This is a genomic window from Streptomyces sp. NPDC051662 (genome assembly GCF_040681655.1).
In the GTDB taxonomy this organism is placed as follows: domain Bacteria; phylum Actinomycetota; class Actinomycetes; order Streptomycetales; family Streptomycetaceae; genus Streptomyces.
On sequence record NZ_JBFAZD010000007.1, the window covers coordinates 102,925 to 125,142 of the forward strand.

The following is a 22,218-nucleotide window of genomic DNA, read 5'->3' on the forward strand; positions in this document are numbered from 1 at the left end:
GGAGGATCGCGCCATGAACACCGAGGACCACACCGCGCCGGAGCCCGACGACCCCCTGCGGGAACTGCTCGACAGCACCGTCGACGGAGTGGTGCGCCGTACCGCGGCCCGGGTGCCGGGCCGCGTGGCCGTACGGTACGCGGACCGTACCTGGACCTACGCGGAGCTGGACGCGGCCATCTCCACCGCCGCCGCCGAGCTGCGCGGACACGGGCTCGCGGACGGCGACCGGGTGGCGACCTACGGCCATAACTCGGACGTCTATCTGATCGCCTATCTCGCCTGCGCGCGGGCCGGGTTCGTCCACGTACCGGTCAATCAGCACCTCACCGGCGAGGACCTCGGCTATCTCGTGGAGCAGTCGGGCAGCACGCTCGTCCTCGCGGATCCGGGCCTGGCGGGACGGGTCTCCGGGGGTGTCACGGTCCGCGCTCTGCGCGACACCGACGACTCGCTGCTCACCGCGCTGGCCACCCCGAGACCGTACGAACGCGCCGGTGACCCCGGCGCGTTGTCCCAGCTGCTCTACACCTCGGGCACCACCGCGCTGCCCAAGGGCGCCATGATGACGCACCGCGCCCAGGTGCACGCGTACGCCAGCGCCATCACCGCCCTGGACCTGCGGGAGAGCGACCGGCCCGTGCACTCGCTGCCGCTCTACCACTCCGCGCAGATGCATGTCTTCCTGCTGCCGTATCTCGCGGTCGGCGCGGAGAACACCATCCTGGACGCACCGGACCCGGAGGCGATCCTCGATCTCGTCGGCGCGGGCCGAGCGGACAGCCTCTTCGCGCCGCCCACCGTATGGATCGGCCTGTCGCGGCACCCCGAGTTCGCCACGCGTGATCTGACCGCGCTGCGCAAGGCGTACTACGGCGCCTCGGTCATGCCGGTGCCCGTCCTGGAACGGCTGCGCGCCCAGCTGCCCTCGCTCGCCTTCTACAACTGCTTCGGACAGAGCGAGATCGGTCCCCTCGCCACGGTTCTCGGACCCGATGAGCACGAGGGCCGGATGGACTCCTGCGGCAGGCCCGTACGGCATGTCGAGGCACGGGTCGTCGACGAGAGCGGCGAGGACGTCCCGGACGGTACGGCGGGCGAGGTCGTCTACCGGTCGCCGCAGCTCTGCGCGGGGTACTGGAACAAGCCGGAGGAGACGGCGGAGGCCTTCCGCGACGGCTGGTTCCGCTCGGGGGATCTCGCCGTGCGGGACGCCGAGGGCTACTTCACGGTCGTGGACCGGGTGAAGGACGTCATCAACTCCGGTGGCGTGCTGGTGGCCTCCCGGCAGGTCGAGGACGCTCTCTACACCCACCCGGGCGTCGCCGAGACCGCGGTGGTCGGGCTGCCAGACGACCGCTGGATCGAGGCCGTCACCGCCGTCGTGGTCCCGCGCGGCGAGGTCACCGAGGCCGAACTCCTCGCCCACGCCCGCGAGAAGCTCGCCCACTTCAAGGCCCCGAAACGGATCGTGTTCGTGGCGGCGCTGCCGCGCAACGCCAGCGGGAAGATCCTCAAACGTGAGCTGCGGGACCGCCTGAGCGGGTCCTGAGACGCCGCTCGGGGCCGCTCGGGGCCGCTCAGGACCGCGCTCGGGACCGGGGCTCAGTGGCGCTCGGCATCGGGGCTCAGTGGGGCCTGAGATCCACGATCCGCTTGATCTTGCCCACCGAGCGCTCCAGGGTCTCCGGATCCACGACCTCCACCGCCACCGAGACCCCGACCCCGTCCTTGACGGCCGAGGCGATCGCCCGGACCGCCTCCGCACGCTGCGCGGAGGTCGCCTCCGCGCGGGCCTCGGCCCGTACCGTCAGCGCGTCCATCCGGCCCTCGCGGGTCAGCCGGAGCTGGAAGTGCGGGGCCACCCCCGGCGTACGCAGGACGATCTCCTCGATCTGGGTGGGGAAGAGGTTCACCCCGCGCAGGATCACCAGATCGTCGGACCGGCCGGTGATCTTCTCCATCCGGCGGAAGACCCGCGCCGTACCCGGCAGCAGCCGGGTGAGGTCCCGGGTCCGGTAGCGGATCACCGGCATCGCCTCCTTGGTGAGCGAGGTGAAGACCAGCTCGCCCTCCGCGCCGTCCGGCAGCACCTCCCCGGTGAACGGATCGACCACCTCCGGATAGAAGTGGTCCTCCCAGATGTGCAGACCGTCCTTGGTCTCCACACACTCCTGGGCGACCCCCGGGCCCATCACCTCCGACAGTCCGTAGATGTCGACCGCGTCGATCGCGAACCGCTCCTCGATCTCGCGCCGCATCTCCTCCGTCCAGGGCTCGGCGCCGAAGATGCCCACCTGGAGAGAGGTCGTACGGGGGTCCACGCCCTGCCGCTCGAACTCGTCGAGCAGCGTCAGCATGTACGACGGGGTCACCATGATGATCTCGGGGCGGAAGTCCTGGATCAGCTGGACCTGGCGGGCCGTCATGCCCCCGGACGCGGGGATCACCGTGCAGCCGAGCCGCTCCGCGCCGTAGTGCGCGCCGAGTCCGCCGGTGAAGAGCCCATAGCCGTACGCCACATGGACCTTGTGCCCGGGGCGCCCGCCGGCCGCCCGGATCGAGCGGGCCACCACATCGGCCCAGGTGTCCAGATCCCGCTGGGTGTAGCCGACGACGGTCGGCCGGCCCGTGGTGCCGCTGGAGGCGTGGACGCGCCGTACCTCCGACTGATCCACGGCGAACATCCCGAAGGGATAGTTGTCCCGCAGATCGGCCTTGGCGGTGAACGGGAAGCGCGCCAGATCGGCGAGCGTACGGCAGTCCTCGGGGCGCAGCCCCGCGCGGTCGAAGGCCGTCCGGTAATGGCCGACGTTCTTGTAGGCGTGGCGCAGTGTGGCGCGCAGCCGGTCCAGTTGCAGTACGGCCAGCTCCTCGCGGCTGAGCTGTTCCGCCGCGTCCAGCAGAGGTGTCATGGGCGCTCTCCCGGTCCCTCGGACAGTGCGGTCGTCCGATCGACCGATCATTCGGTTGATCGTCCCGGGATCAGTAATTCAGGAGTGACGACGAGCGTCAAGGGCCGCGACGCGACGCACGCGGTGATTCCCGAGCCCCGTTCCGGCCCCGCGCCGCGGCCTGTCCGGGACCGGCGCCGGTCGATAGGGTGGCCCCGGGACGACGCAGCGGGAGGAGCAGGACGTGGCTGAGAGCACCACCACCCATAAGCCGCTTTCGGGCTGGGAGAAGCCGGAACTCGATCTGAGCAACGCGGACTGGCAGTCGAGCAGCCGGGGTACGGGTGACGTCCAGATCGCCTTCGTCGAGGGGTTCATCGCCATGCGCAACAGCGGCCGGCCGGAGAGCCCGTCGCTGATCTTCAGCCCTGCCGAGTGGCGGGCCTTCGTGATCAACGCGCGCGACGGGGAGTTCGACCTCACCTGACGGACATGACATGGTTCCGCCCGGCGTCCGGCTGACAGAGCGTGGGCGGCCGGCTCCGGTGAAGTGGCGCGAACCCGTACCATGGTGGGATGTCCTTTCTCCGCCGCCGCAGCGCCGCCACACCCGCGGGCCCGGACTTCGATGTCCTGGCCATGGACCCGGGTGACTGGCCCGGCAATCTGGGGGCGGGGCTGCTGCCCGCGCCCGATGGCAGCTGCCAGGGTGTCTTCCTCAGGTACGACCTGTTCGGTGGCCGCGGGCCCGCGATGATCATCGGGAATCTGCCCGCCGGGTCACCCGCCCGCGAGCTGGCCGACGGGCAGATTCCGTTCGAGGTCGCCCAGCTGCTGCTGGCGTTGGAGAACGAGGAGCCGGTCGAGGTGACCGGCGCCGAGGACATCCCGGTGATGCAGGGGGACAACCTCCTGATCGTGCGCCGCCTCAAGCTCTCGGAAAGCCGGATCTCCTGCGTGCAGTTCGACCGCAGCGACGATGTGCTGGTGACCATCGCCAGCTGGGACCGGCCGATCACGGACGACCTCTACGCACTGCTGAAGCCACTGCCCGCGGAGCTGTTCCAGCAGGGCTGAGCCAGGAGCCGAGCGCTCCCGCACGGTAGGGATCAGGGGTCGGTATCCGGCCGGGTCCATACCGGCGGGAGCGAATTTGTCATGTCCCTTGCCCTTTCAGTCATCGGACTTTTACGGTGCCTGCCATGACCCCTGGGATGAGCCGCAGAACCACGATCAAGTCCGCGCTCGGGGTAACGGGCGCAATGACGCTGGGTCTTCCGACGATATCCGGAGCCACAGCCGCCGTTAACCCCTCCGATGAATTGACGCTCAGGTATCACACACCCGCCGCCGACTGGGAGCGCGAGTCGCTGCCCATCGGCAGTGGTGCGCTCGGTGCGAGCGTGTTCGGCACCCTCGCCACCGAGCGCCTCACCCTGAACGAGAAGACCCTGTGGACCGGCGGCCCCGGCGCCGCCGGCGGATACGACCACGGCAACTGGACCCAGCCCCGGCCCGGAGTGCTCGCCTCCGTGCAGCAGCGCCTCGACACCGAGGACAAGCTCACCCCGGAAGCCGTCGCCGCCGAACTCGGCCAGCCGAAGAACGGCTTCGGCGCGTACCAGGTACTGGGCGATCTGGAACTGGCCGTACCGGGCGCCCCGTCGGCCCCCGACGGCTCCTACCGCCGTACCCTCAACCTCGCGTCCGCGCTCGCCGCCGTCACGTACACCCATCAAGGCGTCGCGTACACAAGGGAGTTCTTCGCCTCCTACCCCGGCAAGGTCATCGTCGGCCGGTTCTCGGCCAATCAGCCGGGAAAGATCGGCTTCACCCTGCGCTACACCTCGCCGCGCGCCGACTTCACCGCCACGGCCGGCGGCGACCGGCTCACCGTCAAGGGCGCCCTCCAGGACAACGGGATGCGGTTCGAGACCCAGATCCGGGTACGGACCGACGGCGGCCGGGTCAGCGCCGGGGCGAACGGCACTCTCACCGTCACCGGTGCCAACAGCGCCTGGTTCGTCCTGGCAGCCGGTACGGACTACGCCGACACCTATCCGCGCTACCGGGGCGCCGACCCGCACGGCGCGGTCACCGGCGCGGTTGACGCGGCGGCCCGCCGCTCGTACGACGCCCTGCGCACCGACCATATGAACGACCACGGCGCGCTCTTCGGCCGGGTCTCCCTCAACATCGGCCAGCAACTCCCCGACCTGCCCACCAACCAGCTGCTGACGCAGTACACGGGGGGCGGCAGCGCCGCCGACCGGGCGCTCGAAGCGCTGTTCTTCCAGTACGGCCGCTATCTGCTCATCGCCTCCTCGCGGGCCGGCTCCCTGCCCGCGAACCTCCAGGGCGTGTGGAACAACGTCACCAACCCGCCCTGGTCGGCGGACTACCACGTCAACATCAACCTCCAGATGAACTACTGGCTCGCCGAGGTCACCAACCTCGCCGAGACCACCGCGCCGTACGACCGTTACGTCGAGGCGATGCGCGCGCCCGGCCGGGTGAGCGCGCGGGAGATCTTCGGCTCGGCCGGCTGGGTCGTACAGAACGAGACCAACCCGTTCGGCTTCACCGGCGTGCACAACTGGGCCACGTCGTTCTGGTTCCCGGAGGCCGCGGCCTGGCTCACCCAGCAGCTCTACGACCACTACCGGTTCAACGGCTCCACCGACTATCTGCGCTCCACCGCCTACCCGGTGATGAAGGAGGCCGCGGAGTTCTGGCTCGTCAATCTCCGCACCGACCCGCGCGACGGCAAGCTCGTCGTCACGCCCAGCTACTCACCGGAGCACGGGGACTTCACGGCGGGCGCGGCGATGTCCCAGCAGATCGTGCACGATCTGTTCACCAACACCCTGGAGGCCGCCAGGACCCTGGGGGACGCACCCGATTTCCGTACCCGGCTGGAGACCGCGCTGCGCGACCTCGACCCCGGGCTCCGTATCGGCTCCTGGGGCCAGCTCCAGGAGTGGAAGACCGATGTCGACGGCCGGACCGACGACCACCGCCATGTCTCGCATCTCTTCGGGCTCCACCCGGGCCGGCAGATCGTCGCGGGCAGCACCTGGGCGGAGGCGGCCAAGGTCTCGCTGACCGCGCGCGGCGACGGCGGGACCGGCTGGAGCAAGGCATGGAAGATCAACTTCTGGGCACGGCTGCGGGACGGCGACCACGCCCACAAGATGCTCTCGGAGCAGCTCAAGTCCTCCACCCTGCCCAACCTCTGGGACACCCACCCGCCCTTCCAGATCGACGGCAACTTCGGCGCCACCTCGGGCGTGGCCGAGATGCTGGTGCAGAGCCAGCACGGCCCGATCGAGATCCTGCCCGCCCTGCCGGCCTCCTGGCCGAACGGCCGGGTGACGGGGCTGCGGGCGCGCGGCGGCGCCACCCTCGACATCAGCTGGAGCGGCGGCAGGGCGAGCCGGATCACGCTGCGCGCGAGCCGTACGACGGACCTGACCCTGCGCAGCACCCTGCTGCCGGGCGGTGAGCGCACTTTCCGGGCGACCGCGGGACGGACCTACGAGTTCACCCCGTAGGTCCCGGGCCACTCGGACCGCCGCGGCCGGGCCCCATCCGCCACATGGCCGATGGGGCCCTTCGCGCCAAGTGGACCGCCCCTCCTGCGGAACCGGGCGGAATCACGCAAGATGGGATGCACGACGGGGGGCCGGCAGGCGCCTGTCCGCCCGCCCGCCGGACCTTCATCGAGCGAAGGGACAGCATGGACAGCAATGGTCTGAACCCCGACGTCCTACGGGAACTGCGAGCGCTGCGCCCCTATCCGGCCGTGTCCCTGACGATGCCCACCCACCGCCGCGAGCACCACCACGAGCAGGACGCGGTACGGCTGCGCAATCTGCTCGCCGAGGCGGGACGCCGGCTGGAGGCCGAACCGGATCTGGACAAGCGATCCCGCGCGGCCATCAAAGGACAGCTCGACAAGGCCGTCGCCGAGGTCGATCTGCGCCATCTGCTCGACGGACTGCTGCTGCTCGCCGACTCCGGGGAGTTCCGGGTCTGGTATCTGCCGCGTGAGGTGCCCGAGCGCGTCGTACTCTCCGACACCTATCTGACCCGGAACCTCGTGGCCGCCACCGCGCAGTCACGGCCGTACTGGGTGCTCGCGATCGCCGCCGACCGCGCGACGCTCTGGAGCGGAACCGGTGAGTCCCTGCGCGAGCACCGCGAGAACGGATTCCCCATGACGCCGCCGGAGGAGACCTGGGACGTCGAACGCGAGGAACGGATCGGGGACACCCCGAGCACCTTCACCGACGAGGAGACCCGCCGCTTTCTGCGGTCCGTCGACGAGGCCATGGGCGCGGTGCTCGCGCGCCGGCCCCGGCCGCTCCATCTGGTCGGGCTCGCCCCCGCGCTCGCCCTGCTGGACGAGGCGGGCAACGCCACCCGTACGGCCGTCGGACGGCTGGTCAAGGGCGGTCTGACGGACGGTCCGGCCCCCGTCCTCCGGAGGGAACTGGGGCCCGTGGTCGAGGAGTACGCGCGCCGGCAGATGGCCGAGGTACTGACCCGGCTGGACGATGCCAAGGGCCGGCGCACCTTCGCCGCCGGACTGGACGAGGTCTGGGAGTCGGTACGCGAGAAGCGGGCCGATCTGGTCGCGCTCGAAGAGCACTACCGCCGTACGGTCCGTGTCAGCGACGGCCATCTCATTCCGGTCGACGACGAGTCCGCCGCGGGCCCCGACGTACGCGAGGACATCGTCGACGAACTCGTCGAAGCCGCTCTGGACGGCGGCGCCGAGGTGGTGTTCCTCCCGGACGACGCGCTCGCCGCCCACGACCGGATCGCCGCTGTCCTGCGCTACTGACCGCACCCCGCGCCCCGCACACCGCTGACGCCGCGCCACCGCCGCGGGCGCCGCGCCGCCCTCCGTCACCCGGACGGATACGCGCCGGGCGTCACCGGCTCCCCCGCGGCCGGTGACGCCCGGCATCCCCCCGCCGGTTGGTCAGCGCGCCGGACGCACCTCCACATCGGCCGCCTTCACATAGGCGACCCGGTGCCCGAACTGGATCTCGTAGTAGGTGTCCTTGCCCCGTACCACCCGGTGTCCGGCGGTGTCGAAGGTCGGCGCGAAGTAGTACTCACTCGGAGCCTCGGCGCCCACCACATAGCGCTGGCCGGCGAGCAGCTTGTAGGGGAACGCCGAGACCGTCTGGACCGGAACCCCCTCCGGGTAGGCATCCGCCTCCGGATAGGCCCGTCCGTACACCGGGATCTCCGCCAGCCCGGCCCTCGGCGTCAGCACCGGCGCCTTGGCGCCCACGGCGGTCGGGTTCGTACGCGGGTTGTGGAACCACGCCTTCTGCCCGAGGTACCAGATCGCCGTCCAGTCGCGCTCGCGCCCGGCGACCGCGTACTGCTGGCCGGTCGAGGCGCGGGCGCCCAGGTCGTTGACGTCGATCGTGGAGTCCTGACCGCCGGGCCGCAGCCCGATGTCCTTCACGAGCGGCGCGTCCGCGGCCGGCGCCGTGTGCAGCCGTACGGCGCCCGAGCCGTGCGGGGCGCAGGCCTGGCCCGCCTTCTCACAGCCGGTGTACGAGGGCTGGTTGGACGCGTAGTCCGGACGGATCGTGACCACGGACGCGGCCGGCCCCGCGGTCGCCTTGAACGGCTTGCCGAGCAGCTGGAAGTAGTGCGCCCAGTCCCAGTAGGGGCCCGGGTCGGTGTGCATCCCGGGGATCAGCGCGGTGGTCGTGCCGGGCACATTGTCGTGACCCAGGATGTGCTGACGGTCCAGCGGGATGTCGTACTTCCTCGCCAGATAGCCGACCAGCCGCGCGGAGGTGCGGTACATCGCCTCCGTGTACCAGGCGTCCGGCGCGGTGAGGAAACCCTCGTGCTCCAGACCCACCGACTTGGAGTTGATGTACCAGTTGCCGGCGTGCCAGCCGACATCCTTGGTCGCCACGTGCTGGGCGACATGCCCGTCGGACGAGCGCAACGTGTAGTTCCACGACACATACTTCGGGTCCTTGATCAGCTTGATCGTGGTGTCCCAGGAGCCCTCTGTGTCATGGATGATGATGTAGTCGACCGACTGGGACTTCGGCCGGTCGGCCTTGTCGTGGTTGCCGTAGTCGTCCTCGCCGAACTCCGCGTACGGCGCCGGGATCCACTCGCAGGCGACCTTACCGGGACACTCGGCCCGCCCCGCGTCGGCCTTCCGCAGACCGAGCCGCGCGGTCCGCGCGGTGTCGGGGGAGACCCGGGGGGCCGCGCGCAGCGCCACCCGCTGGCCGCTGTCCGTCGTACGACGCTCGCCGTTCCTGATCACGTCGTACACATCGTTGGCGTAGGTCGTGGCGGTCGCGGAGTCGTCCGCCCCCGAGAACCGGGCCACCGCCGCGTACCAGTCGGCCGGATCACCGCTCAGCGGCGCTCCCAGCGCCCGCTGGGCCGCGGCCAGCAGCGCCGCGCCACCCCGGACATTGGCGGCGGGGCTACGCCGCAGCTCCTCGGCGGGCAGCCCGGTCAGCTCGGCGGCGCGCTCCAGGGTGCGCAGCCGGGCGGGCAGTTCGGAGGTCTTGGGCAGCGCCGTGCCGGTGACGGTCTTCACCGCGCGCGAGGAGTCCCCGCGCGGATCCTCCGTGCCCTCCGAGTGGTGCGGCGCGTCGGCGAGCGCGGCCTTGGCGTCGGTCAGATGCATCGGGCCGTAGCCGCCGGTGACGCTGGGAGCGCCGCTGTGCGTGTCCCAGCGGGACTGGAGATACGAGACTCCGAGCAGCACGCTCTGCGGCACCTGGTACCGCGCGGCCGCGGCGGCGAACTCACGTTGCAGCGCGCCGGATCCCGGCTGCTCCGCCGTGGCGGACGGAGCGGCGGAGACCAGCGGCAGCAGCAGCGCGGCGGACGCCACGACACCCCCCGCTCGCAGCGCGCGAGCACGCGGGAATCTCGGTCGTGGGGGGACAGATCCTTGCAATGCAGCCTCCAGTGACGGGTGGTGCGTGAAGGGGCCTGCCGGGCCGACTGGGAATACAGGGGTATCGGCTTCCGGACGATCCGTCAATCATCGGGCACGGAGCGGATTTCGCACGTCAGCGTGGGTATGACGGAGTTTCGCGGCGGTGGTGTCCGGGCCTGCGGCGCGTCAGTGGAATGGACCAATGATCAGACATCTGCCGTGTGGGGCGGCCCGATCGGCCGGGAGGATCCCAGCGCGGCCAAGCGCGCCAAGCGCGGCCGGGAGCGGCCGGGCACGGCCGTTACGCAGGACGCGCCGCGCGCCCCGTGGGTGCCCACGAGGCGCGCGGCGCTCTTCGTACTCGCTCGGTACGGTACGGCCGGATCAGCGAGTCCCGACCGCCGCGCGTACGGCCCGCCGGGCCATCGCGCAGTCGTCGTGCAGCCGCCGCAGCAGCAGCCGCTGTTCCTCGGCCGGCGTCAGACCGCTCTGCTGCCCGGACGGCGACGGATGGGGGGACGGACCGGTACCGGGCGACGGCGTCTCACGCAGCGCGCGCTGCACGGCCGTCTCGTACATCCGGATCTCCCGGGTCAGCACGAGCATCAGATTGACCAGGAACGCGTCCCGCGCCACCGGCCCACTGGCCTGAGCGAGCTGACTGATCTTGCGGCGCGCCAGCGGGGCGTCCCCGAGCACCGCCCACAGCGTCGCCAGATCGTAGCCAGGCAGATACCAGCCCGCGTGCTCCCAGTCGACGAGCACAGGACCCGCCGGAGACAGCAGGACGTTGGAGAGCAGGGCGTCACCGTGACAGAACTCCATGCCCTGTCGGGCGCCGGCCAGCCCGTGCAGCAGCTTCTGCAGATCGCCCAGGTCCCGGTCGGTGAACAGCCCCAGCTCGTGGTAGCGGGCGATCCGCGACGCGTAGTCGAGCGGCTTGTCGAACAGACCGGCCGAGGGCCGCCAGGTGTTCAGCCTGGTGATCGCGCCGAGCGCGGCCCGCAGATCGGCGCGCGGCGGCGCCTCCACCGGATGGCGCGTCAGCGCGGCGGCCCGCCCCGGCATCCGCTCGATCACCAGCGCACAGTTCTCCGGGTCCGCGGCGATCAGCCGGGGGACCCGGACCGGCGGCCGGTGTCGGACGAAGGAGCGATAAGCAGCTATTTCGTGCCTGAACCGTTCGGTCCAGACCGGAGAGTGGTCCAGCAGACACTTGGCGACCGCGTTGGCCCGCCCGGTGGTTCCGACGAGCAGAACGGAACGCCCGCTGCGCCGCAGCACCTGCACCGGGTTGAACTCCGGGCAGACCCGGTGCACCGCCGTGATCGCCATACGCAGCTGCGCGCCCTGGGGGCCGGACACGTCGATTCTCCCGCTGAGCGGTTGGGTGACCGTCCCCGCCCTGAGCCGCGGCCGCCCCGCGTGTGTGGGGTCCAGATACGGTCCGCTGCCGGGAGTGACCGTACGCTGCGACCGGGGCGGGGCGGACACGGAGGACGATGCTGTGTACATGGGCGATACAGATCCCTTCGTGCGCCGACGAATTACTCGCGCCTCCCGGCCGGCAGCCTTGGCACCCTGGGGAGTACGTCCGGCTGCCGGGCCGGGATGGCGCGTTCCTACCCCACACCGTCGACCCCCTGGCATACGAGCTGGCGAAGCCTGGCGAACCGTGGCGAATAGTCGCCACGCGTCTGACAGGCGGTTACTGTCAACTCAGCCGAGAACCTGGGGGCTTGACGTGAGCGGAGAACCCAACACCCGTCTGTCGGATCTGTTCGGCCTGGCCGGCTGGTCCAAGGGCGAACTCGCGAGACTGGTGAACCGGCAGGCGGCGGCCATGGGCCACCCCCAACTGGCCACCGACACCTCGCGGGTCAGGCGTTGGATCGACATGGGGGAGACCCCGCGCGATCCCGTGCCGAGAGTGCTGGTAGCGCTGTTCACCGAGCGGCTCGGTCGTGTCGTGACCATCGAGGACCTCGGGTTCGTACGGAGCGGGCGCGCGGGGAAACGACGGGACGCCGGGAACGCGGACAACCCCGACGCCCTCCCCTGGGCGCCCGACCGGACGGCTGCGGTCCTCACCGAATTCACGGGAATGGACCTCATGCTCAACCGTCGCGGCTTGGTGGGCGCGGGTGCCGCGCTCACCGCAGGCTCAGCACTCACCAGCGCCATGCATGACTGGCTGCACTCCGACCCCGCACTCTCGTCCGACGCCCCCCGGATCGACGATCCCCTGAACGCGGAACCCGCCGGGTTCGACCGTTACGAGGCCGCCCCCATCGGGTCGCAGGAGATCGAGGCCCTGGAGCGCTCCGTCGAGGTGTTCCGTGCCTGGGACGCCGCCCGTGGCGGCGGTCTCCAGCGCAAGGCGGTGGTGGGCCAGCTCAACGAGGTGGGCGGCATGCTCGCCTACCGTCACCCCGACCATCTCCAGCGGCGCCTCTGGGGCGTCGCCGCCAACCTCTCCGTACTCGCCGGCTGGATGTCCCACGACATCGGTCTCGAACCCACGGCCCAGAAGTACTTCGTCATCGCCACCCACGCGGCCCGCGAGGGCGGCGACCGCCCCCGCGCGGGCGAGGCACTGTCCAGGGCCGCTCGTCAGATGGTCCACCTCGGCAGGCCCGACGAGGCACTCGATCTGATGAAGCTCGCGGACTCGGGCTCGGGCGAGGAGGCCCTGCCCCGTACCCGCGCCATGTTGCGCACCATCGAGGCATGGGCGCACGCGTCCATGGGCCGCGGCCAGGCCATGCGCCGCACTCTGGGCGAGGCGGAGGAACTCTTCGTCGCGGACGAGCGGGATGTCCCGTCGCCCTGCTGGATGCAGATGTTCGACGAGGCCGATCTCCACGGGATGGAGGCCCTGGCCTTCCGTACCCTCGCCGACCATGAGCCCGAGGCGGCGATCACCGCGCAGCGGCACGCCAAGCGGGCGCTGGAGCTGCGCGGCAACGGCCGGCAGCGTTCCAAGATCTTCGACTACATCTCGCTGGCGTCCGCCTGCTTCATCGCGGACGACCCCGAACAGGCCGACCGTTACGCGCGGCTGGCGCTGGTGTCGATGGGGGAGACCTCCTCGCACCGCACCTGGGACCGGCTGCGGGAGATGTACCGGCTCACCGGCCAGTACGCGGGGTACGAGAAGATCGACGATCTGCGCGAGGAGTTGAAGACCGCCATGCCGAAGGGGCCGGTGAGGCGGACGGGGAAGACCGATGTCTAGGGCGTGTCCTCAACGTCCCGCCCTGCCCGGAGACCGGGTCTGTCAGCCGGGGATCCTGATGACCATCAGACAGGCGGCGTCCATGCGTTCGGCGCTGTCGGACTCCTCGACGATCAGCTGAGCACACTCTCGCGCCGAGCCGCTTCCGGCGATCCTGGGCGCCAGCCCGACGATGTGGTCCCGGGTCAGCCCTTCGGTGTGCAGCACCAGCAGATCCCCGGGCCGAAGCTGGACTTCGGCCTGCTCGTACGCGGCTCCCGAGGTCGCTCCGAGCAGGACGCCGTCCGGCGGCGTCAACGCGTGCCCCGTCCCGTCGCGGAACAGCAGCGGGGCGGGGTGGCCCGCCTGCGCCCAGGAGAAGGTGCCGGTCTCCGGGGCGTAGCGGGAGCAGAGCGCACTGCCGAGCGCGGGCTGTCGCGAGGTCTCCAGCAGCTGGTTCAGATGGCCGAGCAGGGCCCCGGGCGCGATGCCCGCCACGGCCATGCCGCGCAGCGCCCCCAGCAGCATCGCCATCGAGGAGGCGCCGGCCACCCCGCGGACGGTCAGCTCACCGGTGGTCAACAGCGATTCCCCGCAGGGCAGTTCAAGGGCGTCGAACCACTGACCACCGGTCGGGGGATGCGCCGTGCCGGGGAGCCGGCGGGCCGCCAGGTCCAGCGTGTCGGGCCCGCTCCTCGGCGGATACGACGAGCCGTGCCACGCGGGGAGCACCGCCTCGTGCAACTCGGCCACCAGCCGGTGTTCGGTCTGTGCGAGATGGTGTTCCCGCCGCAGGGTGTCATGGGAGTCGCGTACGGTCCGCTCGCTGTGGCGCAGCGCGCTGATATCACGCATCACCGCCCACATGGAGGCGGTACAGCCGTCGGTGTCGAGGATGGGCTCGCCCATCATGTGCAGCGTACGGACCTGGCCGTCCGCCCTGACGACCCGGAACTCGCCGTCCATGGGCTTTCCGTCGATCAGACAGTCCGTCACCATCGCGGTGAGCAGGATCTGGTCGTCTGGGTGCACCAGGGACGGTAGTTCGTCGAGTGTCAGCGGTCCGCTCTCCGGGTCGCGTCCGAGGATCCGGAACAGTTCGTCCGACCAGCCGACCTCGTCCGTCAGGAGGTTCCACTCCCCGCTGCCCACCCGGCCGAGCCGGGGTCCGGAGCGGTCGTAGCCGGGAGAGGTGTCCTGTGCGGGGCGGTCGAGCGGCCCCTCCGGGTCCGGCCTGCCCGCCTTGAGCTGGTCCAAGTGGGAGCCCAGCTGGTCGAGTTGACATACCGCCAGGTCGTAGAGCGCGCGCTGCCAGCGCCGGAGCGTGTTGCCGTCGTCGACCTCGGTGTCCCGGCGTACGGCGTCCACGTCACCGCGCAGCCGACGGGTCCTGCTGATGAGCGCGTCCATCGTTCCGGGCTCGGCGGGCCGCGGGACGGGGCGGTCCGCGAACAGAGGGGACGGCATCTCGTACTCCGATACGGGGCGGCACGGCCTGTCGGTGGGGGGACCGCTACGACTGTCGCACAGGCGCCCCGGGCGCGTAAGGCGTTTGGCAACACTCGGAGTGATGGTGCCGTTGGCATATGCCGCAGGCTGGGCGTCCCGCATTCATGCACCCGGGCGGACCGGTCCCGTCCCGTGCCGTACGCCTCAGTCGGCGCCTCCGGTGACCGGCGTGACTCCGGTGAGCGGCGTGACTCGGGTGAGCGGCGCTGCCTCAGGTGACCGGCATCCGGTGGAGCGCCACCAGCAGCCGCCAGATCCGGGCCGCGATGCCCTCCGGCGTGTCCTCGATCAGTCCGTGCAGCCAGTCCGCCAGTACCCCGGCGAAGGCGGCGGCCACCGCCGAGGCGATCAGCTCGGGGGCGGGCGCCCCGGCGAGGGTCCGCTCGACGCGGCTGCGCTCCCGCAGCTCGCGGTGGAGCAGCTCGCCGAGCGGACCGCTCCCTCCCGGACGCAGCAGCGTCCGGTAGAGCGCGGTATGCGGGGCGAGACCGGTGAAGAAAGAGGTCAGCGCGGGTGGTGGGACACGTGGATCGGGGGCGCCGCGCCAGGCGTGCAGGGCGTCCACCGCGTCCCGCACCACTTCGGCACAGGCGTCGACCGCCAGCGTCCGGAGGTCCGGGTAGTGCAGATAGAACGTGGCCCTGCCCATCCCGGCACGGCGCACCAGAGCGGCGACCCCGACCTCCTCCAACGGGCGCTCCGCGCAGGCGTCGAGCAGAGCCCGCCGCAGCCGGGCCCGGGTCCTGGCCGTACGGGGATCGCCCGCCGGTCCGCTCGCGGGCGGTTCCGCCGGTACGCCGCTCATCGGGCCGCTCATCCCGCCGCCAGTACCGCGGCCAGGGTGACCGCGCCGGGCAGCGCCTGTACGGACAGGATGCGCCTGTTCGCGGTGGCTCCGCCGTACACACCGGCCACGACCACGCAGATCAGGAAGAAGATCTGGACGCGGTGGCCCGTCGGGTCGGCGGCGATCAGCCCCCATATCAGCCCGGCGGCCAGAAAGCCGTTGTAGAGCCCCTGGTTGGCGGCGAGGGGAGCGGTCGCGCGGGCCATGTCGGCGTCGAATCCGGAGAGTTCACGGCCCGGCTTCCGCTCCCACAGGAACATCTCCAGCACCATCACATACACGTGGAACAAGGCCACCAGGCCGACCAGGACGTTCGCGGCGGTCTGCATGATCGGGATCTCCTGTGGATCGGCACTGCTGGACAGATGTCCATGAATCATAGACAGCTGTCCAGGAGGTGGTCCGGGCGGGGTGGCGACGGTGACCCCGGGGCCGGGCCTGGCTCGGCCGGGCGGGCGGGCCGCGCGCCGGGACAGGTGCCGGGGCAAGCCGAAGCCCCCGGGCGAAGCGTGTCCCGGGGGCTCGGCCAGCATTCCCCGCTGGGGGCGCTTGGAGTTAACGCGGCACAGTCTGGCACCGCGGGCGATCAGGCGCGGGCAGGCCGCGCCGTGATCACCTGACGGCCCGCGCGATCACCAGATGGCCTCCACCCATTCCGGGTGGTCGATGAACGGGTTGCGGTTGTGCTGGACCTGGTCGTAGATGACCTGGTTGCGGCGCTGCTCGAAGGCGTCCGGCGGGTCCTCGTCGTTCCACTGCTTGAGTACGGACAGCTTGCCCATCGCGGGGCTTGATCCGTTGTTGACCCGCTCATTGGGTTCGAGGTTGGGCCATGAGTCATTGCCCTCGTACCGTACGGCCATGTACAGGATCATCCGGGCGACATCGCCCTTCACCGCGTCGCGCGGCTCGAAGGAGTCGGAGTCCGTGTAGTTGCCGGGGGCGCCGGAGACCGCGCTGCCGCCGTTGTCGAAGTCCTTGTTCCCGCGTACGGAGTTGACGCGGACGTCCTCCGGGCGCAGATGGTGGACATCGGTGCCGGGGCCGGTCGCCTCGCCGAAGTCGCCGTGGGACTTGGCCCAGACGTGCTCGCGGTTCCACTGGCCCGTGTTGCCGCCGTTGTTCGACTTGGATATGGACTTGCCGGTGTACAGCTCGATCACGTTCGACGAGTTCGCGGGGTCCTGGTCCGTGGACTTGAGCGCCGTCCAGACCTGGTCGTAGGTGATCTTCGTCTGATTCCTGATGATCGAGTGCAGCGACGACTTGAGCGCGGTGCCGGTCTTCCCGATGGCGCTCTGGTAGTACGTGTCGTCGAGCGCGGCGGTGGCCGTGACGGTGACCGTGCCGGCCGGCGCGGCCTCCGGGGCGGCGACGGCGGGTGCGGCGGCCGCGGTGGTGGCGAGCACCGCGGTGGCGGCGCAGAGAGCCAACAGCGTGCGTCGGGTGGGACGTTGACGACGGGACATGGGGGAGCTGTCCTCTCCGGCGGGACCACCGCGACGCACGGCCACAGGGTGGGGGGCCGTGCGGCGCATGGTCGTGAAGTAACGGTTCAGCCGGAGCTTTCCACAGGGCTTGTGTCCTCGCGTGAACGCCCGGTGTCGGTCATGTGCAGGTCAAGTTTCCTTCCCGTTCGGTGGCGTGCCGCCCGGTTGTGGGGGGTCTGCGTTCATATGGATGTGAGGCGGACATGAATCTGGTCAACTTTGGTCCATACCAGCTTCTTGACGACCCCTCGCACCCTCCCTTAAATCAAGTATTGAAATAAGCGTCCGAGGTGACTCTCCCCAGGCTTCTCGGCGTTGCGATGTCATGCGCATGACCCCCCACTCGAAGTGATGTGATGACCTGTGCGAATCCCCATGGGACGCCGAATGGCGCTCTACGCGCTCGCCCTGCTCTGCTGTTCCAGCCTGGCCGCCGCGGTCCCGGCCGCCGCGGCGCCCGCCCCCGAGCGGCCGACCGCCGCGGTCGGGGCGGCGGCGGTCACGTTCTCCGACGACTTCAACGGCGCCGCCGGCTCGGCCGTCGACGGCGGGAAGTGGCAGATCGAGACCGGCGACAACGTCAACAACCACGAACGGCAGTACTACACGGCGGGCAACAACAACGCCGCGCTCGACGGCCAGGGCAATCTGGTCATCACCGCGCGCAAGGACAACCCCGGCAACTACCAGTGCTGGTACGGCCGGTGCGAGTACACCTCGGCGCGGCTCAACACGTCCGGCAAGTTCACCTCGACCTACGGACGGGTCGAGGCCCGTATGAAGGTCCCGCGCGGCCAGGGCATGTGGCCCGCGTTCTGGATGCTCGGCAGCGACATCGGCAACGTCGGCTGGCCCAACAGCGGTGAGATCGACATCATGGAGAACGTCGGCTTCGAGCCCAGCACCGTCCACGGCACCCTGCACGGTCCCGGCTACTCCGGCTCGGGCGGTATCGGCGCCGGCTACACCCTGCCGAACGGCCAGGCGTTCGCCGACGCCTTCCACACCTTCGCCATCGACTGGTCGCCCAACCGCATCACCTGGAGCGTCGACGGCAACGTCTACCAGACGCGTACCCCCGCCGATCTCGGCGGCCGTACCTGGGTGTTCAACAAGCCCTTCTTCATCATCCTGAACCTCGCGGTCGGCGGCTACTGGCCCGGTGACCCCAACGGCAGCACGCCGTTCCCGTCCCAGCTCGTCGTCGACTACGTGCGCGTCAGCACGAACGACGGCGGGTCGGGCGGCACCGCGGGCACGATCACCGGACTCGGCGGCAAGTGCGTGGACGTGGCCTCCGCCAGCTCCGCCAACGGCACGCCCGTACAGCTCTACGACTGCAACGGTTCGGCCGCCCAGCAGTGGACCGTCGCCGCCGACGGCTCGCTCCGCGCGCTCGGCAAGTGCCTGGACGTGAAGGACAACAGCACGGCGGACGGGGCGCAGCTCCAGCTGTGGGACTGCTCCGGCGGCGCCAATCAGCGCTGGGCCGTCCCCGACGCCCGCGACATCGTGAACATCCAGGCGAACAAATGCGTCGACGCGACCGGCAACAGCTCGGCCAACGGCACCCGGCTGCAGATCTGGACCTGCTCGGGCGCCGCGAACCAGAAGTGGACGGTGAACCGCGGATGATGACGGTACGCACGCTCCGCAAGCCCCTCAGATCCCTCGTCCTGCTGGCCGCGCTGCCCCTCGCGCTCGGCGCGTCGCTCATCACCGCGCCCACCCCCGCCACCGCGGCGGTCGCCGCCGTCGGCACGATCACGGGCCTGGGCGGCAAGTGTGCGGACGTGGCGGCGGGCAGCTCCGCCAATGGCACGGCCGTACAGCTCTACGACTGCAACGGTTCGGCCGCCCAGCAGTGGGACGTCGCCTCCGACGGCTCGATCCGGGCCCTCGGCAAGTGCCTGGACGTCAAGGACAACAGCACCGCGAACGGCGCGCAGCTCCAGCTGTGGGACTGCACGGGAACCGCCAACCAGAAGTGGACCGTCTCCGCGGCCCGCGACATCGTGAACACCCAGGCCGACAAGTGCCTGGACGCGACCGGCAACAGCTCGGCCAACGGCACCCGGCTGCAGATCTGGACCTGTACCGGAGCGGCCAACCAGAAGTGGACCGCGCCCTCGGGCGGTGGCGGCAACCCCGCCCCCAGCGGACCCATGGCGGTCGCGCCGTATATCTACAACGGCTGGGGCAGCCCGCCGAACCCGACCACCGTCATGAACGCGACCGGCGTGAAGTGGTTCACCCTGGCGTTCGTGCTCAGCAACGGCTACTGCAACCCGCAGTGGGACGGCGGACGGCCGCTGACCGGTGGCGTGGACCAGCAGACCATCAACACCGTGCGTGGCGCGGGCGGCGATGTCATCCCGTCCTTCGGCGGCTGGAGCGGCAACAAGCTGGAGAGCTCCTGCTCCAGCGCCGGTGAGCTGGCGGCGGCGTACCAGAAGGTCATCAACGCGTACGGTCTCAAGGCGATCGACATCGACATCGAGGCCGCCGCGTACGACAGCCCCACCGTCCAGCAGCGCACCGTGGACGCCCTCAAGACCATCAAGGCCAACAACCCCGGCATCAAGGTCTATGTCACCTTCGGCACCGGCCAGAACGGTCCTGACACCAGTCTGATCAACCGCGCCGCCGCCGCCGGACTCACCGTCGACAGCTGGACGATCATGCCGTTCAACTTCGGCGGCGGCGGCCAGAACATGGGTACGCTCACCACCCGTGCCGCCGAAGGCCTCAAGAACGCGGTCAAGAACGCGTACGGGTACAGCGACGACCAGACGTACCGCAGCATCGGCATCTCGTCGATGAACGGCATCACCGACAACAACGAGACGGTGACCGTCGCGGACTTCCGCACCATCCTCGCCTACGCGCAGCAGCACCATCTGGCCCGGCTGACCTTCTGGTCGGTCAACCGCGACCGGCCCTGCACCGGCGGCGGAGCCGACACCTGCTCCGGTGTGAGCCAGCAGGCGTGGGACTTCACCCGCGTCTTCGCCCAGTACGCCGGCTGACCGGGCGAGGAGCCTCCATGAACCGACACCCGTACGGCGGCGGGCAGCCCCGCCGCCGGACCCTCCCGCTCACCCTGCTGCTGACCGTGGTGGCCCTGTGCGCCTCCCTGATCGGTCTGCCCCAGCAGGAGGCCGCCGCGGGCGGTACCGGTACCGCGGGCACCACCGCGGCGGCGGCCCTGCCCACCGGCTGGACCACCATCAGCAACAAGGGCAACGGCAAGTGCGTGGACGCCCGCGCCGCGGCGACCGGCAACGGCACCGCGGTGCAGCAGTACGCCTGCAACGGCAGCCTCGCGCAGAACTGGTCCCTCACGGAGACCGGCGCCGGATATGTCAGAGCCGGCAACCGCAACGCCGACAACCAGGTCTGGGACGTCACCGATGTCTCGGCCGCCGACGCCGCCACGATCCAGCTCTGGACGTACGGCGGAGGCAACAACCAGCAGTGGCTGCCGGTGGCGGAGGCCGACGGCGCCTACCACTTCGTCAACCGCAACAGCGGCAAGTGCCTCGACGTACCGAGCGCCTCGACCGCCGACAGCGTCCAGCTCCAGCAGTACACCTGCAACGGCTCGGCGGCCCAGTCCTTCCGGGTCCAGGCGGCCGATCCGCCGGCGCCGCCCGGCACCCCGGACCTCGGTCCGAACGTCGTCGTCTTCGATCCGTCGATGTCGGCCTCCTCGATCCAGAACCGGGTGAACGCGACCTTCCAGCAGCAGGAGACCAATCAGTTCGGCGCCCAGCGCGCGGCCTTCCTGTTCAAGCCGGGCACCTACGACGCCGATGTGAACGTCGGCTTCTACACGCAGGTGGCCGGTCTGGGCCTCTCGCCCGACGACGTCAATATCCGTGGCGCCGTCCATGTCGAGGCCGACTGGTTCCCGCCGCAGAACGCCACCCAGAACTTCTGGCGCAGCGCCGAGAATCTCTCCGTCACCCCCACCACCGGCACCGACCGCTGGGCGGTCTCACAGGCCGCCCCGTACCGCCGGATGCATGTCCGCGGCAATCTCGCCCTGGACGACGGCGGCTGGGCCAGCGGCGGATTCATGGCGGACTCGAAGGTCGACGGTCAGGTCAGGTCCGGTTCACAGCAGCAGTGGCTGTCCCGCAACACCGAATGGGGCAGCTGGACGGGGTCCAACTGGAACATGGTGTTCGTCGGCGCCCAGAACGCGCCCGCGAACAGCTTCCCCAACCCGCCCTACACCACGGTCGACCAGACCCCGCAGGTGCGGGAGAAGCCCTTCCTGTACGTCGACTCGGCCGGCGCCTACAAGGTGTTCGTGCCCGCGCTGCGCGCCAACTCGAAGGGGACGACCTGGTCGGGCGGTGCCCCGGCGGGTACGTCGCTCCCGCTGGACCAGTTCTACATCGCGAAGCCGGGCGCGACGGCCGCGGACATGAACGCCGCGCTGGCGGCGGGCAAGAACCTGCTCGTCACCCCCGGCGTCTACCACCTCAACCAGACGCTGAGGATCACCCGCCCCGACACCGTCGTCCTCGGTCTCGGCCTCGCCACCCTCATCCCGGACAACGGCATCACCGCCGTATCGGTCGCGGATGTGGACGGCGTCAAGGTGGCCGGCCTGCTCATCGACGCGGGCACGGTCAACTCCCAGCGGCTGATGGAGGTGGGCGCCGACGGCTCGAACGCGAACCACGCCGCCAACCCCACCTCGCTGCACGATGTCTTCTTCCGTATCGGCGGCGCGGGTGTCGGCAAGGCGACCACCAGTCTGGTGGTCAACAGCCGGAATGTGATCGGCGACCATATGTGGATCTGGCGCGCGGATCACGGCAGCGGGGTCGGGTGGAACACCAACACGGCGGACACCGGTCTGGTCGTGAACGGCGCCGATGTCACGATGTACGGCCTGTTCGTCGAGCATTACCAGAAGCATCAGACGATCTGGAACGGCAACGGCGGCAAGACGTACTTCTACCAGAACGAGATGCCGTACGACCCGCCCAACCAGGCGGCCTGGATGAACGGCACGACACAGGGATACGCCGCCTACAAGGTGGCCGACTCGGTGACCAGCCATCAGGCGTACGGGCTCGGAAGTTACTGCTTCTTCAACGTCAACAACAGCGTCACCGCGGAGCACGCGTTCGAAGTGCCCAACAACGCCAATGTGCGCTTCCGCAATATGGTGACGGTGTCGCTGGGCGGTACGGGCACCATCCGGCATGTCATCAACGACAGGGGAGGCCCGTCGAACTCGGCCACCAATGTGGCCAATCTCGTCAGCTATCCCTAGGTATTCCCGGGCGCAC

16 protein-coding genes are annotated in these 22,218 nt (G+C 70.3%); 9 read left to right on the top strand and 7 right to left on the bottom strand.

Annotated elements, in window-relative coordinates; genetic code table 11:
- Positions 1 to 13: 13 nt before the first annotated feature.
- Complete coding sequence (locus AB0M67_RS14295; RefSeq protein ID WP_365745642.1) at positions 14 to 1,552, top strand: fatty acyl-CoA synthetase; 1,539 nt, start codon at positions 14 to 16, stop codon at positions 1,550 to 1,552.
- A gap of 76 nt (positions 1,553 to 1,628) precedes the next feature.
- Here AB0M67_RS14295 and paaK read toward each other — a convergent pair whose 3' ends face one another.
- A complete protein-coding gene (paaK, locus tag AB0M67_RS14300) occupies positions 1,629 to 2,915 on the bottom strand; it encodes a phenylacetate--CoA ligase PaaK (protein WP_365745643.1) in 1,287 nt (428 codons plus the stop codon).
- Positions 2,916 to 3,138: 223 nt separating this feature from the next.
- Here paaK and AB0M67_RS14305 point away from each other — a divergent pair, with 223 nt between their 5' ends.
- From AB0M67_RS14305 to AB0M67_RS14320, 4 genes are all read left to right on the top strand, one after another.
- Positions 3,139 to 3,381 carry a DUF397 domain-containing protein gene (locus AB0M67_RS14305; protein WP_365745644.1) on the top strand — a complete coding sequence of 81 codons (243 nt, stop codon included), beginning with the start codon at positions 3,139 to 3,141 and terminating at the stop codon, positions 3,379 to 3,381.
- A gap of 89 nt (positions 3,382 to 3,470) precedes the next feature.
- Positions 3,471 to 3,971 carry a hypothetical protein gene (locus AB0M67_RS14310; protein WP_030353882.1) on the top strand — a complete coding sequence of 167 codons (501 nt, stop codon included), beginning with the start codon at positions 3,471 to 3,473 and terminating at the stop codon, positions 3,969 to 3,971.
- A gap of 125 nt (positions 3,972 to 4,096) precedes the next feature.
- The gene (locus tag AB0M67_RS14315; RefSeq protein WP_365745645.1) at positions 4,097 to 6,448 is read left to right on the top strand and encodes a glycoside hydrolase family 95 protein; all 2,352 of its coding nucleotides are present in this window, start codon (positions 4,097 to 4,099) and stop codon (positions 6,446 to 6,448) included.
- Between the two features lie 185 nt (positions 6,449 to 6,633).
- Positions 6,634 to 7,743, top strand: a complete 1,110-nt coding sequence (locus tag AB0M67_RS14320; protein ID WP_365745646.1) for a chemotaxis protein — start codon at positions 6,634 to 6,636, stop codon at positions 7,741 to 7,743.
- 141 nt (positions 7,744 to 7,884) lie between these two features.
- On the opposite strand, the gene AB0M67_RS14325 is transcribed toward AB0M67_RS14320, so the two are convergent.
- Positions 7,885 to 9,795 (bottom strand): peptidoglycan recognition family protein, encoded by a 1,911-nt coding sequence (locus tag AB0M67_RS14325; protein WP_365745647.1) that lies wholly within the window; start codon positions 9,793 to 9,795, stop codon positions 7,885 to 7,887.
- Positions 9,796 to 10,227: 432 nt separating this feature from the next.
- Positions 10,228 to 11,358 carry an aminoglycoside phosphotransferase family protein gene (locus AB0M67_RS14330; protein WP_365745648.1) on the bottom strand — a complete coding sequence of 377 codons (1,131 nt, stop codon included), beginning with the start codon at positions 11,356 to 11,358 and terminating at the stop codon, positions 10,228 to 10,230.
- 229 nt (positions 11,359 to 11,587) lie between these two features.
- Here AB0M67_RS14330 and AB0M67_RS14335 point away from each other — a divergent pair, with 229 nt between their 5' ends.
- On the top strand, positions 11,588 to 13,081 hold the full coding sequence (locus tag AB0M67_RS14335) for a hypothetical protein (RefSeq protein ID WP_365745650.1): 1,494 nt from the start codon (positions 11,588 to 11,590) through the stop codon (positions 13,079 to 13,081).
- A gap of 42 nt (positions 13,082 to 13,123) precedes the next feature.
- Here the strand turns inward: AB0M67_RS14335 and AB0M67_RS14340 are convergent, their stop codons facing one another.
- From AB0M67_RS14340 to AB0M67_RS14355, 4 genes are all read right to left on the bottom strand, one after another.
- Positions 13,124 to 14,527, bottom strand: a complete 1,404-nt coding sequence (locus tag AB0M67_RS14340; RefSeq protein ID WP_365745651.1) for a SpoIIE family protein phosphatase — start codon at positions 14,525 to 14,527, stop codon at positions 13,124 to 13,126.
- Between the two features lie 253 nt (positions 14,528 to 14,780).
- Positions 14,781 to 15,374, bottom strand: coding sequence for a TetR/AcrR family transcriptional regulator (locus AB0M67_RS14345; RefSeq protein ID WP_365745652.1), 594 nt, complete (start codon positions 15,372 to 15,374; stop codon positions 14,781 to 14,783).
- A gap of 8 nt (positions 15,375 to 15,382) precedes the next feature.
- Positions 15,383 to 15,745, bottom strand: coding sequence for a DUF1304 domain-containing protein (locus tag AB0M67_RS14350; protein WP_365745653.1), 363 nt, complete (start codon positions 15,743 to 15,745; stop codon positions 15,383 to 15,385).
- 303 nt (positions 15,746 to 16,048) lie between these two features.
- Positions 16,049 to 16,885 carry an endonuclease gene (locus AB0M67_RS14355; protein ID WP_365745654.1) on the bottom strand — a complete coding sequence of 279 codons (837 nt, stop codon included), beginning with the start codon at positions 16,883 to 16,885 and terminating at the stop codon, positions 16,049 to 16,051.
- A gap of 396 nt (positions 16,886 to 17,281) precedes the next feature.
- Between AB0M67_RS14355 and AB0M67_RS14360 the strand changes: the two genes are divergently transcribed.
- From AB0M67_RS14360 to AB0M67_RS14370, 3 genes are read left to right on the top strand one after another with little or no spacing between them, the layout of a single operon-like run.
- Positions 17,282 to 18,541 carry a family 16 glycosylhydrolase gene (locus tag AB0M67_RS14360; protein ID WP_365745655.1) on the top strand — a complete coding sequence of 420 codons (1,260 nt, stop codon included), beginning with the start codon at positions 17,282 to 17,284 and terminating at the stop codon, positions 18,539 to 18,541.
- The gene (locus tag AB0M67_RS14365; protein WP_365745805.1) at positions 18,541 to 19,935 is read left to right on the top strand and encodes a ricin-type beta-trefoil lectin domain protein; all 1,395 of its coding nucleotides are present in this window, start codon (positions 18,541 to 18,543) and stop codon (positions 19,933 to 19,935) included. Before AB0M67_RS14360 ends, AB0M67_RS14365 begins: the two co-directional genes overlap by 1 nt.
- A gap of 17 nt (positions 19,936 to 19,952) precedes the next feature.
- Positions 19,953 to 22,202, top strand: coding sequence for an RICIN domain-containing protein (locus tag AB0M67_RS14370; protein ID WP_365745656.1), 2,250 nt, complete (start codon positions 19,953 to 19,955; stop codon positions 22,200 to 22,202).
- Positions 22,203 to 22,218 lie beyond the last annotated feature (16 nt).

Excerpts from the sequence above, each read along its gene's own strand:
- AB0M67_RS14295 (WP_365745642.1), top strand. The coding sequence starts at position 14 with ATGAACACCGAGGACCACACCGCGCCGGAGCCCGACGACCCCCTGCGG.
- paaK (WP_365745643.1), bottom strand. The coding sequence starts at position 2,915 with ATGACACCTCTGCTGGACGCGGCGGAACAGCTCAGCCGCGAGGAGCTG.
- AB0M67_RS14310 (WP_030353882.1), top strand. The coding sequence starts at position 3,471 with ATGTCCTTTCTCCGCCGCCGCAGCGCCGCCACACCCGCGGGCCCGGAC.
- AB0M67_RS14315 (WP_365745645.1), top strand. The coding sequence starts at position 4,097 with ATGACCCCTGGGATGAGCCGCAGAACCACGATCAAGTCCGCGCTCGGG.
- AB0M67_RS14320 (WP_365745646.1), top strand. The coding sequence starts at position 6,634 with ATGGACAGCAATGGTCTGAACCCCGACGTCCTACGGGAACTGCGAGCG.
- AB0M67_RS14330 (WP_365745648.1), bottom strand. The coding sequence starts at position 11,358 with ATGTACACAGCATCGTCCTCCGTGTCCGCCCCGCCCCGGTCGCAGCGT.
- AB0M67_RS14340 (WP_365745651.1), bottom strand. The coding sequence starts at position 14,527 with ATGCCGTCCCCTCTGTTCGCGGACCGCCCCGTCCCGCGGCCCGCCGAG.
- AB0M67_RS14345 (WP_365745652.1), bottom strand. The coding sequence starts at position 15,374 with ATGAGCGGCGTACCGGCGGAACCGCCCGCGAGCGGACCGGCGGGCGAT.
- AB0M67_RS14350 (WP_365745653.1), bottom strand. The coding sequence starts at position 15,745 with ATGCAGACCGCCGCGAACGTCCTGGTCGGCCTGGTGGCCTTGTTCCAC.
- AB0M67_RS14355 (WP_365745654.1), bottom strand. The coding sequence starts at position 16,885 with ATGTCCCGTCGTCAACGTCCCACCCGACGCACGCTGTTGGCTCTCTGC.
- AB0M67_RS14360 (WP_365745655.1), top strand. The coding sequence starts at position 17,282 with ATGGGACGCCGAATGGCGCTCTACGCGCTCGCCCTGCTCTGCTGTTCC.
- AB0M67_RS14365 (WP_365745805.1), top strand. The coding sequence starts at position 18,541 with ATGACGGTACGCACGCTCCGCAAGCCCCTCAGATCCCTCGTCCTGCTG.
- AB0M67_RS14370 (WP_365745656.1), top strand. The coding sequence starts at position 19,953 with ATGAACCGACACCCGTACGGCGGCGGGCAGCCCCGCCGCCGGACCCTC.